The organism is Bartonella raoultii, from assembly GCF_019659805.1.
GTDB lineage: Bacteria > Pseudomonadota > Alphaproteobacteria > Rhizobiales > Rhizobiaceae > Bartonella > Bartonella raoultii.
Genome location: NZ_JAIFRO010000002.1, coordinates 25,236 through 41,715 on the forward strand (window position 1 = coordinate 25,236; position 16,480 = coordinate 41,715).

The 16,480-nt window shown below is 37.3% G+C and carries 8 protein-coding genes; all 8 read right to left on the reverse strand.

The genetic code is table 11. The annotated features are described in order from the left end of the window. Positions 1-64 precede the first annotated feature (64 nt). The 8 genes from addA to accD all read right to left on the reverse strand — a co-directional run bounded on the left by addA (position 65) and on the right by accD (position 16,194). Positions 65-3,529 (reverse strand): double-strand break repair helicase AddA, encoded by a 3,465-nt coding sequence (gene addA, locus K3248_RS01560; RefSeq protein WP_220716613.1) that lies wholly within the window; start codon positions 3,527-3,529, stop codon positions 65-67. Positions 3,530-3,531: 2 nt separating this feature from the next. Next, positions 3,532-6,648, reverse strand: a complete 3,117-nt coding sequence (addB, locus tag K3248_RS01565) for a double-strand break repair protein AddB (protein WP_220716614.1) — start codon at positions 6,646-6,648, stop codon at positions 3,532-3,534. Between the two features lie 256 nt (positions 6,649-6,904). After that, positions 6,905-8,413, reverse strand: coding sequence for a tRNA (adenosine(37)-N6)-threonylcarbamoyltransferase complex ATPase subunit type 1 TsaE (gene tsaE / locus K3248_RS01570; RefSeq protein WP_220716615.1), 1,509 nt, complete (start codon positions 8,411-8,413; stop codon positions 6,905-6,907). Between the two features lie 45 nt (positions 8,414-8,458). After that, a complete protein-coding gene (locus tag K3248_RS01575; protein WP_220716616.1) occupies positions 8,459-10,924 on the reverse strand; it encodes a PAS domain-containing sensor histidine kinase in 2,466 nt (821 codons plus the stop codon). A gap of 39 nt (positions 10,925-10,963) precedes the next feature. After that, on the reverse strand, positions 10,964-12,361 hold the full coding sequence (ahcY, locus tag K3248_RS01580; RefSeq protein WP_220716617.1) for an adenosylhomocysteinase: 1,398 nt from the start codon (positions 12,359-12,361) through the stop codon (positions 10,964-10,966). Positions 12,362-12,905: 544 nt separating this feature from the next. Beyond that, on the reverse strand, positions 12,906-13,904 hold the full coding sequence (locus K3248_RS01585; RefSeq protein WP_220716618.1) for a complex I NDUFA9 subunit family protein: 999 nt from the start codon (positions 13,902-13,904) through the stop codon (positions 12,906-12,908). 45 nt (positions 13,905-13,949) lie between these two features. After that, the gene (locus K3248_RS01590; protein WP_220716619.1) at positions 13,950-15,269 is read right to left on the reverse strand and encodes a bifunctional folylpolyglutamate synthase/dihydrofolate synthase; all 1,320 of its coding nucleotides are present in this window, start codon (positions 15,267-15,269) and stop codon (positions 13,950-13,952) included. 4 nt (positions 15,270-15,273) lie between these two features. Then, entirely contained in the window at positions 15,274-16,194 is a 921-nt protein-coding gene (accD, locus tag K3248_RS01595; RefSeq protein ID WP_220716620.1) for an acetyl-CoA carboxylase, carboxyltransferase subunit beta, read from the reverse strand. Positions 16,195-16,480: the final 286 nt, after the last annotated feature.

Genomic DNA, 16,480 nt, shown 5'->3' on the forward strand with positions numbered 1-16,480 from the left:
TCATATCAAGTTATTTGCAAAGATAAATTATAAGGAGCTTTGTGAAAAAGTTTTTTTTGATTTATCAGGAAATTTTTTCAAGAAGCGCTTCGAGTTTTTCTGGAGGAATTTTAAAAATTTTTATTTCTTTACTATAGATAAGAAGCGCTTGAATATCTTTGTTGGGATGAATAGTTTGCAACAATTTTCGGTAAAGAGCCATTTGTAACAAATGATGTGGAGCAATAGAAGCTTCATCTGCAGGTGAATTCCCTGTTTTAAAATCTGCAAAAATAATGCTATTTTCTGCGATATATAATCGATCAATTTGGCCGGAAACTGCTTGTTCTTTTCCATGAATTTTTACCATACCCATTAAGGGAACTTCAGCACGTGCGTGGTTAGAAAAGAGGGGTTTGAGATAGGAATGATCTAAAATTTTCCAAACATGAGAAAGCGCCTTTTCTCTTTGACTTTCAAGCCAATGAGAAGCTTTCGTATTGAGATAATGTCGGGCGTAATCTTGGCGTTTTGGGGAAGGACAATGAGGCAGATATTGCAGTAATCGGTGAACAACATTACCATATTCAATGAAAAAAGCTCTGTTGCTATTTGTTTCTCCTAAGACAGGTGAAATAGTCAGATATTTTGGATTTGCGGAAAATTCAGGATCCGTTTCGATAGAAAGGCTAGCAACAGAGGGCCTCAACGGTTTGGGTAGAAGAGGCTCTTCTGATACTTTATGGGAAAAAAAAGCAGGTAGAGGTGGTAATGTTTGGTGTTCAGTGGAAGGAAGCTCTTTGTTTATAGGAGCACAAGAAAAGGGTGTAATACAATAGCGCCAAGCTGCAATATCTTCTTCTGGATTATTTATAGCAACCGCATGTGGCATGAGCGCCTCTTTTACTAATTGTAGCCATGTATGAGACGAGGTTTGTTCACTGCTATATCCGCAAATAAATAAACGATCTTCAGCGCGTGTCATTCCTACATAAAGAAGACGTCTATATTCTTCTGAGGCACGCTCCTTTAAGGATGAAAGTGCTTTTTTAGAAGGTTTTGTATCAAATTTTGCATTGGGATGCCAAATAAACCCTTGTTTATCATTTTCTTGGGCATTATTTAAGGGAACTTTAAGTAAGTGGGGAGCGTGCTGAGAGTGCCAAATTGCACTTCCTGGATCAACAAGAAAGACAACAGCAGATTCAAGCCCTTTTGCAGCGTGAATAGTCATGATGCGAATTTCTTCATGGTTTTGATCAAATTCACGCTTAATTTCTGGATCGTTTTCAGTGAGTGTTTCCAAAAAAGCTTGTAATCCTGGCAACCCTGTTTTTTGAATAGTAAGTGTATAATCCATGAAAGCATCAAGCACATCATTTGCTTCAGACCCTAAATGGGCTAAAATTTTTTGGCGTCCTTTATCATTGTTTAAAATATGGCTATAGAATTCAAAAACGGGTATTTTATCTACTAAACTGCGATAATTATTCAAATTTTCAAAAGCTTTTTTAAAAGATACCTGTGATGAGCTATGCGTACAAAGGTTTTGCCATAAAGAACCTTTACGATGAGCGGCGAGCTGAAAAAGTTCCTCTTCACTCAGAGCAAAAAGTGGACTTTTTAAAACACAAGCAAGAGAGAGGTCATCTTGTGGTTGTAGGACAAAACGCGCAAGCGCCATTAAATCACGTACACTAATATGGTTGAGTAATTGTAAGCGATCTGCACCCGCTACAGGAATATTGCGCTGTTTAAGAGCGCGGGAAAGTGCAGAAACAAAGTGATCCCGTTTACGAACCAAGATCATAATATCACTTGCACGCATTAAGCGCCCTTTTGCTGGAAGTTTTTCTCCTTTGTGTAACCATCCAGCAATGGTTTCAGCAATTTTTTCAGCTAAACGTATTTCAGGCGTGTCTAAATAGTCAACAGTTGCAGACCAATCATTTGGCAATACACTTTTTTCTTTGGGAAATGCATCCCATAAAATAACCTCACCTGGGCTATGAACACGAATAGCTTCATGAACTGTTTTTGTGTTTTCTGCTGAAAGCCCTTTGTAGTTTTCTGGTGTTGCAAAAACAAGATCAACACTTTTAAGAACATCGGCTGTGGAGCGAAAAGAATAATTCAGTTGTATTTTTTCAAATTTTTGTTGTGCTTTTTGTGCTTTTTTTTGAATAATCTGTCCATTTGCAGCAAAATTTTCTGGTGCAGCGCCCTGAAAAGAATAGATAGATTGCTTTTCATCTCCAACAGCAAAAAGAGTACGTATATTGGTGCGTTGACTATGACCTGTAAAAAATTCTTGTGACAACAGTTGAATAATTTGCCATTGTTCAGGGTTTGTATCTTGTGCTTCATCAAGCAAAATATGGTCAAGACCACGATCCAGTTTATAATGCACCCATTGGCTTGCACCGTTTCGTTGCAACAAATGAAGTGTGCGTTCAATGAGATCATCAAAATCTAAAAATCCATTGGATTTTTTTAAATTTTCATAGATTTTAAGATATATGGCACAAAGTTTAAAAGCAGTCATATTGAATGTAATGTTTTTAGAACATTGATATTTTTCTAGAAGAACAGAAAGCTCTCTTTGTTTTTCTTCGATTGTTTGTTGAATGAAGGGCCAAATTTCATCTGATTTTTTACCAGAAAAATGACGAGGATCACCGGTTGTTTTAAAATAAATATCGGAAATAATATTAATAATGTTTGTTTCATCACAAGTGTCTTTTAATTGGGAAAATTTCGCGATCATATCCTTAAGGCTCTTATTACCATTGGTTTGGCAATGTGTAAGAACATAAAGAGGCAGGCGTGCAGTTTGTTGAATTTTTTCCAACAGTTGTTGGCATGTTTCATTGGGCGCTAAGTGAAAGAGTGCATACAACTGTTCTTCTCCATTTTTAGAGAGAACAGAGGATAAAAAGTCAGATAATTTGTGTCGCTTTTCAGTTGCTTCATAGAGCAATTGATTAAAAGCGCGTTCATTAACCACTTCAAGTAATTTTTTTAAAGCTGGTTGTGCATCATGGTGTGCTAAAAGTTGGGAGCGCGCTTCTTGGAGTAATTTTTTCCGATTAGTATCGTCAAGTAATTCAAAATGTCCAGCAATATTCGCTTCTAACATAAATTGGTGCAAAAGAGATTCACAAAATGCATGAATAGTTTGAATTTTTAAACCACCAGGTGTCTCTAAGGCACGAGCAAAAAGCTGGCGTGCATAGGTTAATTTTTGTGCAGTAACAGTTTTCTTTTCAAGCTGTGTTAAGACGATTTTAAGCTGAGCATCATCAAGTTCATTCCAGCTAGAAAGCGTACGAAAAATTCGCGATTGCATAACAGCAGCAGCAGCTCTTGTATAAGTTAGGCATAAAATACGTCCTGGAGGGGTACCGTTTAAAAGTAAGCGAATGACACGTTCACTTAAGACGTGGGTTTTTCCAGATCCAGCATTTGCAGAAACCCACACGTTTATTTTTGGATGTGTTGCCGTTGCTTGTGCATCAAGAGCGGCTTCAGGAATAGAAAAAAGAGTCATGATTAATCTGCTTTATCAAATTCATTTGACCACTCCCATAAGCGTGCCAAATGATCATAGTCACCTTCATATTCTTTTTTTAAAGGGACAGCATGTGAAAGATAGCCTTGTTGTGGATTTTGGTAATAATTCATTAATGCAATAAGACGTTTCCATACTGTTTCACCAAGATGAATTGCACTTTGGTTATCTTTTTCTCCTTTCTTTAAAAGAATTGATTGGGGGATGATTTTCCCTTTTTTATTGAGGGGAATATAAAATAAATTTACAGGAGTGAGATTTTGAAAATCTGGAAAGGCGCCTTGCATAAATAAAGCTGTTTCCAGTGCTAATTGTGGAAATAATAATTCACGAACTTGTTTTGAGGAAGGGGGAGTACTGGTTTTAAAATCTAAAATTTCAACCATTTTGTTTGGCAAGACATCAATACGATCAGCACGCCCTGAAAGGGTTACACCTGTTGTACCGATAGGTATTTTCTGCGATACCACTTCGGCATATCGTTCTCGAGGTCCTAGACTTTGTTCCCATTGGAGTAAAAATGGAGCAAGATTTTCAAAATTGCTCCACCAAATTGTTTTGATATCAGCAGGCAAATTGAATTTATCAAATTCTTGACGGGCAAGAGTAAGGAGTATATCCAGTGCATTTGCGGCATTTGGGTTTTTTACTTTGGTACAAAAAGTAGCAAGAATAGCATGATAAAGTATTCCGCGTTCAGCGGCACTAGGATTATAGACGAGTGCTTTAAGCGGTTTAAGGCGCAAGATTTTTTTAGCATAAATGGCATAAGGATCAAATCGTAACGTTGCTATTTCAGTAACGGAAAAATGGCGTGGACGCATGTCAAGGGGGGGCACAGGACAAGGACGTTTTGTGCTAGAAATCATCTTTGTGTTGTTTAGCATTTTTGCCCAATGAAGAAATATGTCACCTCGTGCACGAATTTGTTGCCAAACTTTTTTTCCTATAACTGTTTCTAAGCGTTGTAACCAGCGTGAAGGAAGTGAAGGAACATGATTAACCCGCAATGCTCGGCTCATCACAACGTTATTCATTCCCATAGCCCATTGAAAGTCATGTGCGGAAAGACCAATACGTTGCTCAGGCGGTTCAAGGGTTAATATCATCTTCATCGGCCGCGATAAAAAAGCATCATTACGGGTTGTAATTGGCCATGATCCTTCATTAAGACCACCGATAACCACAGTATCCACCGTTTGTAAACGTGATTCCAAAGTACCCCAAATAAATAAACGGGGATGTCCGCCAGGAGGAGGTGTTACAGAGCGGTTTGCTATTAAAGCAGAAAAAAGAGCAGGCCATTCACAAAGGTGAAATTTTAATCCTGATTGATCACTTATCAGCTCACGCAAAAAATTTGCTAAAGCTTGTCCTGCTTCATGTTGATAAAGATGGGCAAGAGAATTATCTTCATCACGCCCAAAATTTTCAAAAACTTCAACTGTTGCTATTGCTGCTTCATTGATAGTGCATTCTTTCTCTTGTTTCATAAGAGATAGGAAAGGTTCAACAGCTTTAACGAAAAGATTACAAAGCAGACGTGCTTCTTCACATTTTTGTTGATCAAGAGCATCTCTTTGAGAAGTTGTGTGAGAATAGGTTTCAATCCACTTTTCAAGAAATTTGTCACATTCGCAAAAGTTTATACGACCAATATTTCCTCGAAGAACAAAGAGTTCAAAATTTTCTGCCATTTCGCGTAAGCGAGAATGATTTTGTCCAAGTGTTGTAAGGGGATGTTTGAGAAGGGAAAGAAAAACAATAGGATCATGAGGTTGAAAGATATTTTCTAAAAGAAGCCGTAAAAGCGTTACAGGAAGTGTTTGCGCAAGTGGTATTCCTCCTGAATCATTCGCTTCAATTCCAAAGCGTTGTAACTCAGTGGCAACACGGCGTGCTAAATTACGGTCATTTGTAATAAGGGCTGCAGTTTTTTGAGGGTCTTCAATAGCATTGCGTAAAGTCACAGCAATAGCGAGAGCTTCTTCGCGCTCATTTATAGTTTCAATAAATGACCAATTTTCACAAAGATTTTCATAATCATCGCGAATAATATGGGCCCATCGATCTGTTGTAGAGGCAGGTCGCAATACTTCTGATAAAAGAGCTGCACGTTTTTTCTTTTTTGCACTTTGTTGACCGATTTCACGTACATGAATGCGGTGGCATTTCATGAGAGAGAGAAGTTTTTTTAAATGATATTGAGGGTGGCTCACAGCATTTTCTGCGTAATCACAAAAATCATAAGTTGTTTTTTCGCCATGAGGCATGCTTAATGCTTCCCATTGTTCTTCATCCATGTGAAGATCAAGTCCAGGAAGAACAACAGCGCCTTTGGGAAGGTGAGAAATAACTTTTAACAGATGAGAAACTGCGGGAATAGAACCTGCTACACCAGCTGCAATTATAGGTTTATCAGGGTTTGTACGGTATAAAGTCTCTGCATGTATTGTGAGTGCTTTATTGCGCCATTCAGCAGGATTACTTCGCCCTCTTTCTTGTAAAATTTGTGGCCAACTTTGTGTAACGATAGTGAGGAAATTGAGAGTTATTTGCCACCATTCTGCGACCATATCAGGTGCAATATCTTTAAGCTTTGACCAATCTGCCCCTTCAGTTTCTATTTCATCCATTAAATGTGCCAAATCTTGTGCAAGCCAAATTGCATCGGCAGTATGGGCAGGGATAAGTACATCTTCTGTACCAAACAGGGCGCGTAGATGAGAAGGCAAGTTTTCCCGCCAAGGACGAATAAGGTGCGCTAAAAGGAGAAGGCGTTCGCTTTCTCCAATGGGAGGGTTAAGAATATTGTTGTGGTCTTCATTAAAAAGAAAACTATCTTCATCCGTATCTCCTAAAGCGCGAATGGTGGGTAAAAGGGTTGATTGCGTATTGCTCCTTTCAACAAAAGCTATACGTAAAGCACGGGCAGCACGGCGTGTTGGCACATAAATAAGGGTATCAGCAAGGGCAGCTTGGATATCTCCATTTGGTGCAAAATTGTCAATAAGAACACCTGAGAGCAATGCATCAACAAAATGCGGTAGAAAAGAAGTTCCAGAAGAAATAGAAAAAACACGTGGTTTATGGGTCATGTGATCTCGTTTGAGATGTGTAGAAAATGTTTTATTTTATTCATTATTATTTGCATAATTTTTACTGTATACAATTTCTTTATAGAGAAAAACTGAAAAGCTGCATCTATACAAAAGATTATGAATTTGGGATCAAAAATTCTAATAAAAATATTTGTTTCTTTTCATAAAAAATATGAGAAATGGAAGTGAATATATTGTTTATCACATTTCAGAATCAAAATGGCTTATTTGTATGGAAATAATTTTATACAAGTTAAGAATAAAGGTCTTTATCATATTTTAAAGTAAGACCTATTTCTTGATAAATTTGTTTCAAAGGTGCAAGAGTTGGGTGTGAAAGATTGCGGGCAAGATAATCCTGTATCTGCGGGAGATGTTTAAGATAGGATGATTTGCCATCACGCTGGTGAAGGCGAACAAAAATACCTAAAATTTTTGAAGTGCGTTGGGCACCTGCAAATGCATAAAGCTTACGCAGTTCACTTTCATTAAAAGGGCGTGGTGCTTTATGACGTGCATTGCAATAGGTATCGAGAATTTTTGCTTCTAGGGTTGGGGAAATCAATAGACGTGCATCTTGTGCTAAAGAGACAAGATCATAGGCCGTTGGACCTTGTAAGCCATCTTGAAAGTCAATCAGTCCAATGCGGGCAATTCCTTCTTTATGTGCACGCCAAAGGATATTAGGTGAATGATAATCACGCATAACCAAGGTCTTTTCTCCTTGGGTGAGATGATCGAGATAAGGTTGCCAACAGGTAAAAAAGGCCTTACGTTGTTTTTGATTTAAGGTTTTTTTTGTGTGAAAGGGCAAATACCAGTCCAGCAATAAGGAGAGCTCTGTCTGTAGTGCTTGGCAATCATAGGAGGGAATTTGCAATAAAAATGTTGGAAATTGTTTTTTTGAAGGCCATGATTTTTGATGGAAAGAAGCAAGTAATTCGCTACAGGCTATATAACGCTCTTCTATAGGGTTTCCGCTTTTATCTAAAAGTCCTTCATTTCCAAGATTTTCTAGAATCAAAAGACCTTTTTTAAAATCTTCAACAAAGATACGAGGAGCAGAAAATCCGTTCTCTAAAATAAGTTGATTAATTCCTATAAATTGGCGGATGTCTTTTGCAAGATGCGCCATTGTTATGAAAGAAGAATCAGTATCTTGTTTCATCTGCATGGTTAATGCATTCATAAGGACTTCTTGATGTTGTCCGTTATCTAAGAGTTCATAGATGCGTCCTGAGGCATCCCCAGCCAAAAAATAGCGGTGAACGTGACCACGTCCATGCATTTTTAAAAATGTGCGAATTGCAAAAGACCGTTTTAATCGTTCGGTAGAATGTTGTGCTGATGTAAGCGTTACATGGCGTCCATGGTCTTTATATTGTAAAGTAATCGCAAAAGTAGATGGTCCTAAAAGATCTGCACCTTTTTCTGGCCATTCAATGAATAAAAGCCTTTGTTCACGCATTTCATGAAGCCCTAATTCATCAATTTCTTCTGCCATAGAAAGACGGTAAAGATCAGCGTGAATAATTTCGAATTGTGGAAGCTGATAGTTTTGAACAAGAGTGAAAGTTGGGCTTGGAACATCCAATGTATTGTTGTTGGCAAGAGTATGGATGAGTGTCCGTGCGATGGTTGATTTTCCTGTCCCGAGATCGCCCTGTAGGGTTACAAGATCACCAGGTTTTAAAGCGAGAGCGAGATCTTGTGCAAAAAGCTTTGTTGCTTCTTCATTTTCAAGAAAAAAATTAAAATGCATAAACACTTCCATAAAATGGATGAAAAACTTTATAATAAGATAGGATTAAAAGAACTTATCTCCTTTAGAAAGTGGGAAAAAACATTTCACTGTTGTTCCTTGTCCAGTACCAGTAAGAATTTCAACGTGTCCACCGTGAAGTTCAACGAAGCTTTTAACGAGGGATAGACCAAGACCTGCTCCCGCACGCCCGCCGTGATGCGAATGGGAAGAAAAGCGTTTAAAAATACGATCAAGAATATCTTTTGGAATATCAGATCCCTCATTGTGAACACTGAAAACGATATTATCATCTTGTTCGTCGGCACAAAACTCGATTATACTTGCTTCTGTTGCAAAATTAATGGCGTTACTGAGAATATTCACAAATATTTGATGTAAACGTGTTGCATCAGCAAAAATAAAATTTAAGGAAGGAGAAATTTGCTGTACAAGCGTGATATAACGTCCGTTAAGGCGCTCTTCAACGCGTGTTACAGCGTGTACCATAGCATCGGCAATATTAACTGGCTGCCTATCAAGTTCCATGATACCGGCGTCAAGGGTTGCAAGATCAAGGATATCATTCACAATATTTAAAAGAGTACCTGATTCTGAATGAATATGTCCAAGATATTCTTTCTGTCGTTCATTGATAGAGCCAAAAATTTGATCACGTAAAATATCGGAAAATCCAATAATATTGGTGAGAGGTGTGCGCAATTCATAGGAAACATGCTGAACGAATTTATTACGTAGACGATCAGCACTTTCTAAGGCTTCATTTTTTTCTTGTAGAGCACGCGCGACATGGACAGTATCTGTAACATTCACGAAAGTAAGCATTGTTTCACCATTAGGAAGCGGAACTAATGTATAGTCAATAATCATTCCATTTGTGAGGTCCATACGGCCTGAAAAGGTATCACGTTTTTCAGCAAAACCAGTAATGAATTTATGAAATTGTTCCCATTCTTGTCCCAAGGTTAAGGTCGAACAATGATTTTGTAATTGTGTAATATGTGTACCTTCTACCAATAAGTTATAAGGGAGTGACCACAACTTTGATAAAGCTGGGTTCGATAAACGCAGGCGTCCATCAGTACCAAAAACGACCACACCTTCTGAAAGTTTATCAAGTGTTTCTCCTTGTATTTTAATGAGTGTATTATAGCGTCGTTCAAGATCAATTTTTTCTGTCAAATTTTCGTACAGCCAAGTAACGCCTCCTCGTGGATGAGGGTTAGAAATAACACGTATTGTACGTCCATCAGGAAGATTCCAAATTTGTTGGGTTGATTCTGTTTGTCTGTAGGCTTTGAAAAGTTCTTCTTTCCATGCGCGCCAATTGGGATGTTCAGCAAGGAGCCCTTTTTCACGCAAATGTTCTAAGAGCAATGTATGGCTTGGCTCACTTTCTAGAAAAGCACTTTCCAATGGCCATAAAATTTTAAAAGCATGATTACAGAATTTTAATTTTTGGTTTTTATCAAAAATGGCGACTGCTGTTGAAATTTGATCAAGTGTTTCACAATGACTTTGAAGAACATATTTAAGTTCATGAGTAAGATTTTCACATGCACTATCATCACGTGCAAAAGCGGCCATTCCTTCAGGTGTCGTAAGACGTGTAAGATGAAAATAATAGCGTTCTCCATCAATGACTGTATGAACATGTTCTTGAAAAATTGTTTCTTTCTCATTTGTTGTGCGTTGTGTTGTTTCATTGAAAAGATCAACGATTTCGTGACTGCCTTCTCGAAAGTTTGTCATTTCTTTAAAGGCGCGATTGATAAAATAAATTTTTCCTTCACCATTTTTTATCCATACAGGCTCTTGAATAAGATCAAAGAGATTGCGTTGCATTCTTAATTCAGTGAGAATTTGAGTAAGATCTTCTCGTAAGCGAGCATTTTCATTCTGTTGTTTTGAAATATCCTGAAAGCGTGCAATAGCTACTGTTCCTGCTATAATTCCTGTAACTTGAAACTGCGTATTGTTTATGGCGGTAAGAGAAAGTTCAAAAGGGTGACATTTATAACGTAATTGAGTTAACGCATAATCAAGTTCTCGATTTGAAGTTTCTTCAAGCCAGAGCTCAAAGCGCTGAAAATCTTGTTTTTGAATTCCTATTTTTTGCAATGCAGGAAGAGTACCAATTACACGGGGTAAGGCTGTTGGATTTTCCCAAATAAGAAGGGACTGTTCCGTTTCTTCTAAAAACCATTCATAATATTTAAGTTTTTCATAAAACTCTGTTTGAATTTTTTGCAAAGGCTTTTGTAAAGATCTTTTTGCATGCATCATAACAATTATACAGGTGAAAAATGAAGCGCAAGAAAGACCTCCACAAAGAGCTAAAAGAAGCCATGGGCCTTCTAGCCAAGTGGAGTCAAAAGACACATAGGACTGCCATGACTGAGCGGCAGCACATGTTGGAGAAAGAAGGAAAAGAAGACAAAAAATATAAATCCAATTTTGAATCATTTTTTGAGCTTTTTCTTTGGGGGCATAGTCACCAAAGCTGAGCACGATGCAATTTCCTTTTTTCTTTCACCTCAAGGAAACGTTTTAGTAACGATAATGGTTTGGTTTATAAGGTCCTTGTGGTGTAACTCCAATATAAGCGGCTTGTTCTTCTGATAAAACACTTAGTTTTATTCCTAACCGATCAAGGTGTAGGCGCGCAACTTTTTCATCAAGGTGTTTTGGCAAAATAGCGACTTCATTTTTATAATGTTCTGCGCGCGTGAAGAGTTCAATTTGTGCCAAGACTTGATTGGTAAATGAAGCTGACATAACAAAAGAAGGATGCCCTGTAGCATTACCGAGGTTTAATAAACGTCCCTCAGAAAGCAAAATGATGCGTTTTCCATCGGGAAAGGTAATCATATCCACTTGTGGTTTTATATTTGTCCATGACAAATTTCTCAAAGCCGATACTTGGATTTCATTATCAAAATGACCAATATTTCCAAGAATACACATATCTTTTACTTTTCTCATATGGTCGAGACGAACAACATCTTTGTTACCTGTTGTTGTTATGATAATATCGGCCTGAGAGGCTGCATCATCTAAATGAACAACTTCATAACCATCCATAGCAGCTTGAAGGGCGCAAATTGGATCAATTTCTGTTACTTTAACGCGGGCTCCAGCACCTGAAAGAGATGCTGCTGAGCCTTTTCCCACATCACCATAACCACAAACAATAGCGGTTTTACCAGCTATCATTACATCTGTTCCACGTCGAATACCATCAACAAGTGATTCTCTACATCCATATTTATTATCAAATTTTGATTTTGTAACGCTATCATTGACGTTAATAGCAGGAAAAGGCAAAAGTCCTTTCTTTTGTAAGTGATAAAGACGGTTTACCCCCGTTGTTGTTTCTTCACTTACGCCTTTTATTGCGCTACATTGACGTGTAAAGAAACCTGGTGTTGCATCCATACGCTTTTGAATTTGTTTGAAAAAAAATGCTTCTTCTTCTGTTTTTGGGTTGGAAAGAAGGTCTTTATTTTTTTCTGCACAGCTTCCCATTAAAATATAATTTGTAGCATCAGCTCCATCATCTAAAATAAGATTGGAAAGGTGACCATCAGGCCATTGGAAAATAGCATCTATATAAGTCCAATATTCTTCCAGTGTTTCACCTTTTACTGCGAAGACAGGAGTACCAGTTGCTGCAATAGCTGCTGCTGCGTGATCTTGTGTAGAAAAAATATTACTAGAACTCCATCGTACATCAGCTCCTAGAGCTTTTAGTGTTTCAATCAAAACGGCTGTTTGTATGGTCATATGCAATGAACCAGAAAGTCGTGCTCCACGCAAAGGTTGGCTGGAAGCAAATTCTTCACGACAAGCCATTAAACCAGGCATTTCAGTTTCAGCGATATCAAGTTCTTTACGGCCATAGGCTGCAAGTGTAATATCTTTGACAACATAATTTTTAGCTGTCATTTTTTATTCCTTCAAAAACATTTTTTAGAAACGGTAGGAGAAATTAAAAAAAAATGCAAGCCAATAGAAAGACTTCTTTATGTGAAAAATCTTTTTGAATCCCCTGTAAGTTTATGCATAAATATATATTTATTATTCTAAATAATAATATTTCTCACATAGGATAAAAGATTCTATAAAAAGTTTTTTATGAATGAACAAAACTTATCAACATGCGTTCTTTTTTGATTTTATTGTGAAAGACAAAGTTACAAGTTTATTGGGGGATATTATTTTTAAGAGAGGAATAGAGCAAACAAGAAGCATAATGATATTTTTGCTTTTTAATATTTTTCTAGCTCTTTTATGAAGACAATTTATAGGAGATAGTGCGTGTCTTTTCTGTAATGTTTTTTCTTTATGCCTTTATTTTCCTTATGATTTGATGATTCTCAATATGAGAGCTTGGAAATAAGACAATTTTCTCTTCTCATTTTTTATAGCAAAAAAATAAGTCACCATTATAAATCAACGTTTTGATCAATTTATTGATTAAGACTATACTTTAGGCTAACAAATTTTGGGAAAATTGGCCGTGAGGGCGAAAACGCCATAGATAATTTGGTAAGAGAGTAGCCATGGCTCTAGGAGTAATGCCTACACCTTCTAAAGTATAGCTATTTTTTAAAGCTTCCTGAGAAACGATATTATCCACTTGTAGGAAACGTATCTGATCGGCGGTTACCAGTTTTGGTACAAGGGGTAATTTACCAAGGGTTCCTAAAATACCCCCAATTAATAGGCCAATAGAAAGAGGCATGGAGAGAGTTGTTTTTTTACGGCGAATAACTTTGAATATTTTTTCAAGCGCATCTTGAAATGTGATAATCTGAGGACCACCAAGATCATAATCTTTTCCAGAGATAACGCGTCCTTCTAAAGCGCGTGCAACAAATTCAGCAATATCACCAACATATACAGGCTGCAATTTACTTTGTCCTCCTCCAAAAAGAGGTATGATCGGTAAAAAACACGATAAATTTGCTAGAGTATTAAAGAAACAATCTTCTGGCCCAAAGATAACGGATGGGCGCATAATAATTGCTTGAGGATGTGTGTCATGAACGATTTTCTCCCCCATAGATTTAATGCGTGCATAAAGAAAAGAAGCATTTTGGTCGGCAACAAGTGCTGACATATATATGAGAGGAATACCCGCTTGAGCTGCTAATTCAGAAACATTTTTCGTGCCATCAATTTGTGTTTTTTTAAAATTTGATTGATCTGCTTGTGTCAAACTACCAGGAAGAAATACAGCACCATCTGCTCCAAGCAACGCACGTACAACAGAAGCACGATGCTTGATATCTGTTTTAAGCATTTGGGTTTGTCCTACGTCTCCTACTTGGAGCATATAATAAGCTTTTTGTGGATGACGCACAGCAATACGAACACGATATCCCCGTTTGGTTAAAGTTTCAACGACGTGTCGTCCTACAAAACCAGATCCGCCAAAAACAGTAATAAGTTTAGGATGTTGGTAAAGTGCATAATCAGATTGCATGATTAAAAAGTCTATCTTTCAAAAGCTCAACAAATAATCTAATTTCTAACATGGTGGTGTTTTATTGTCACGTAAAATATCGCCAGCAAGGTAAAGAGATCCACCAATAAAGAGGGTTGCTTCTTTATATTCTGTATTAATTTTACGGAGGGCATCTTGTAAGTTAGTTTGGGGGATGGCGGAAAGTCCCGCTTTTTGGGCAGATTGTGCTAAAATTTTTGGACAAACTCCTGCTTTATTATTCGTCAAAGGTATCGTGTACACTTTATCTACAAGGTTTGCTAAGGAGCGAAAATAACCAACAGTATCTTTTGTATTGAGCATACCGGCAATCATAATAAGAGGACGGCTTGTTTTTTTTCTCCATTGTGCAAGTTCTGCTGCAACAGCTTTTCCAGCTGCGGGGTTATGCCCCCCATCGAGCCATAAGTCAATATCAGGAGATAATTGATCAATTAAATGTCCATGGGTAAGATGTTGCATGCGTGCTGGCCAATAAATATTTTGTAAAGCGTGACTTATTGCTTGTTCTGAAATTTGAAATCCTGCTTGATAGACAGCTTCAATAGAAGCTCCTGCATTGGCAATTTGATGAGCTCCAACAAGGTTAGGAAGTGGAAGATCCATAAGACCACAATTGTTTTGAAAGACCATACGTCCATATTCTACATAGCTTTGATAATCTTGATCAAATAGGAAACAAGGTGCATTATTTTTATCGGCAAGTGCTGTTAAAACACAAAGGGTCTCTTCATGGTTTTGCTTACCGATAACGACTGGAACTCTTGGTTTAATAATTCCTCCCTTTTGAGAAGCAATTTGTGCAATTGTTTTTCCAAGAAAGATTTCATGATCATAATCAATAGGCATAATAAGCGATACAGCGGGCTTTTTAATGACATTTGTTGCATCAAAACATCCTCCTAATCCGACTTCTAAAATTATTGCGTCAGCTGGATGTGTACTAAACAGCATAAAAGCAGCAGCGGTAAGAATTTCAAAAATAGTAATTGGTTTTTGATGATTCACTTTTATAATTTCATGAATTGTTTCAGCCAATTGGTTTTCTCTAACAAGTTGTCCACTTCCTTTTTGTCCCAATCGAAAACGTTCATTCCAGTTGACAAGATGAGGTGAGCTATAAACATGAACAAGATAACCTGCACTTTCCAAAAGAGCACGGCAAATAGCTGAAGCAGAGCCTTTACCATTTGTTCCAGCAATATGAAGAATAGGCGGAAGCTTTAAATGTGGATTACCAAGACACTCTAAAATACGAAAAATACGTTCTAAAGAAAGATCAAATTTTTTAGGATAATTTTTTAATAAATCATCTATTATCCTTTGCACAGGGCCTTCTTGCATGAAATTAAGCTGCTTTTGTTTTAGAAAGAGATGTTTGAGAACCTGCGGGTGATGGATGAGGAGAAGGAAGAGTTGCGGGACGTTTCATCATTAAACGTAAAAGGCGTGCAATTGTTGTTTTCATTTCTAAACGCGATACGACCATGTCGATCATGCCATGTTCAAGGAGATATTCACTACTTTGAAAACCTTCTGGGAGGGTTTCGCGTATGGTTTGTTGAATAACACGTGGTCCGGCAAAGCCAATCATAGCACCAGGTTCAGCAATGTGGATATCACCGAGCATGGCGTAAGAAGCAGTAACACCACCAGTTGTTGGATTTGTAAGAACAACAATATAGGGAAGTTTTGCTTCTTTTATCATTTCAATTGCAACCGTTGTACGGGGCATTTGCATCAGTGAAAGTGTTCCTTCTTGCATACGCGCTCCGCCGGAAGCAGAAAAAAGAACCAAAGGACATTTATCTGCAATAGCAGTATGAAAGGCTTTAATAATAGCTTCTCCTGAAGCCATACCAAGAGATCCTCCCATAAAGGCGAAATCTTGAACAGTTGCAACAATCGGTAAGCCTTCAATAGTACCGCGCGCACTTAAAATATTATCATCAACACCAAGTTTAGAGCGATATTCTTTGAGTCTGTCAATATAGCGCTTTTCATCGCGAAATTTTAAAGGATCTGTTACAACTTTTGGATTTTCAAGAGGTGTATAAACGCCATTATCAAAAAAATGCATGAGACGATTTTTAGCACTAATGCGCATATGATAGCCAGAACGTGGTATCACATATTGATTTACTTCGAGGTCTTTATGAAAGACCATTTCACCACTGGTAGGATCTTTGATCCATAGATTATCTGGAATTTCACGGCGTCTCAATATAGAGTTAATTTTAGGACGAACATAATTCGTAATCCAGTTCATCTTTGTAACCTCTCCTTGAAATATAATACAATGAAATACAATATAATTTTTGCATGATTTAAGAAAATAGAATAAAATTTAAATTAACTTAGCTTTTTTAGCTAAATAAGCGGATTAATTAAAAATTTTTTCAGTATATTTATAGCGTTTATCCCATTATCCTTTCTCTATAACAGTAATATTTCCGCCTGAATAGAACATTTCTTACGATAAGTCACGCAGCAGTTTTTATAATCTGCATCATCTATTTCTTTGCTTTGATATTAAATATCATTGTCTGCATTGG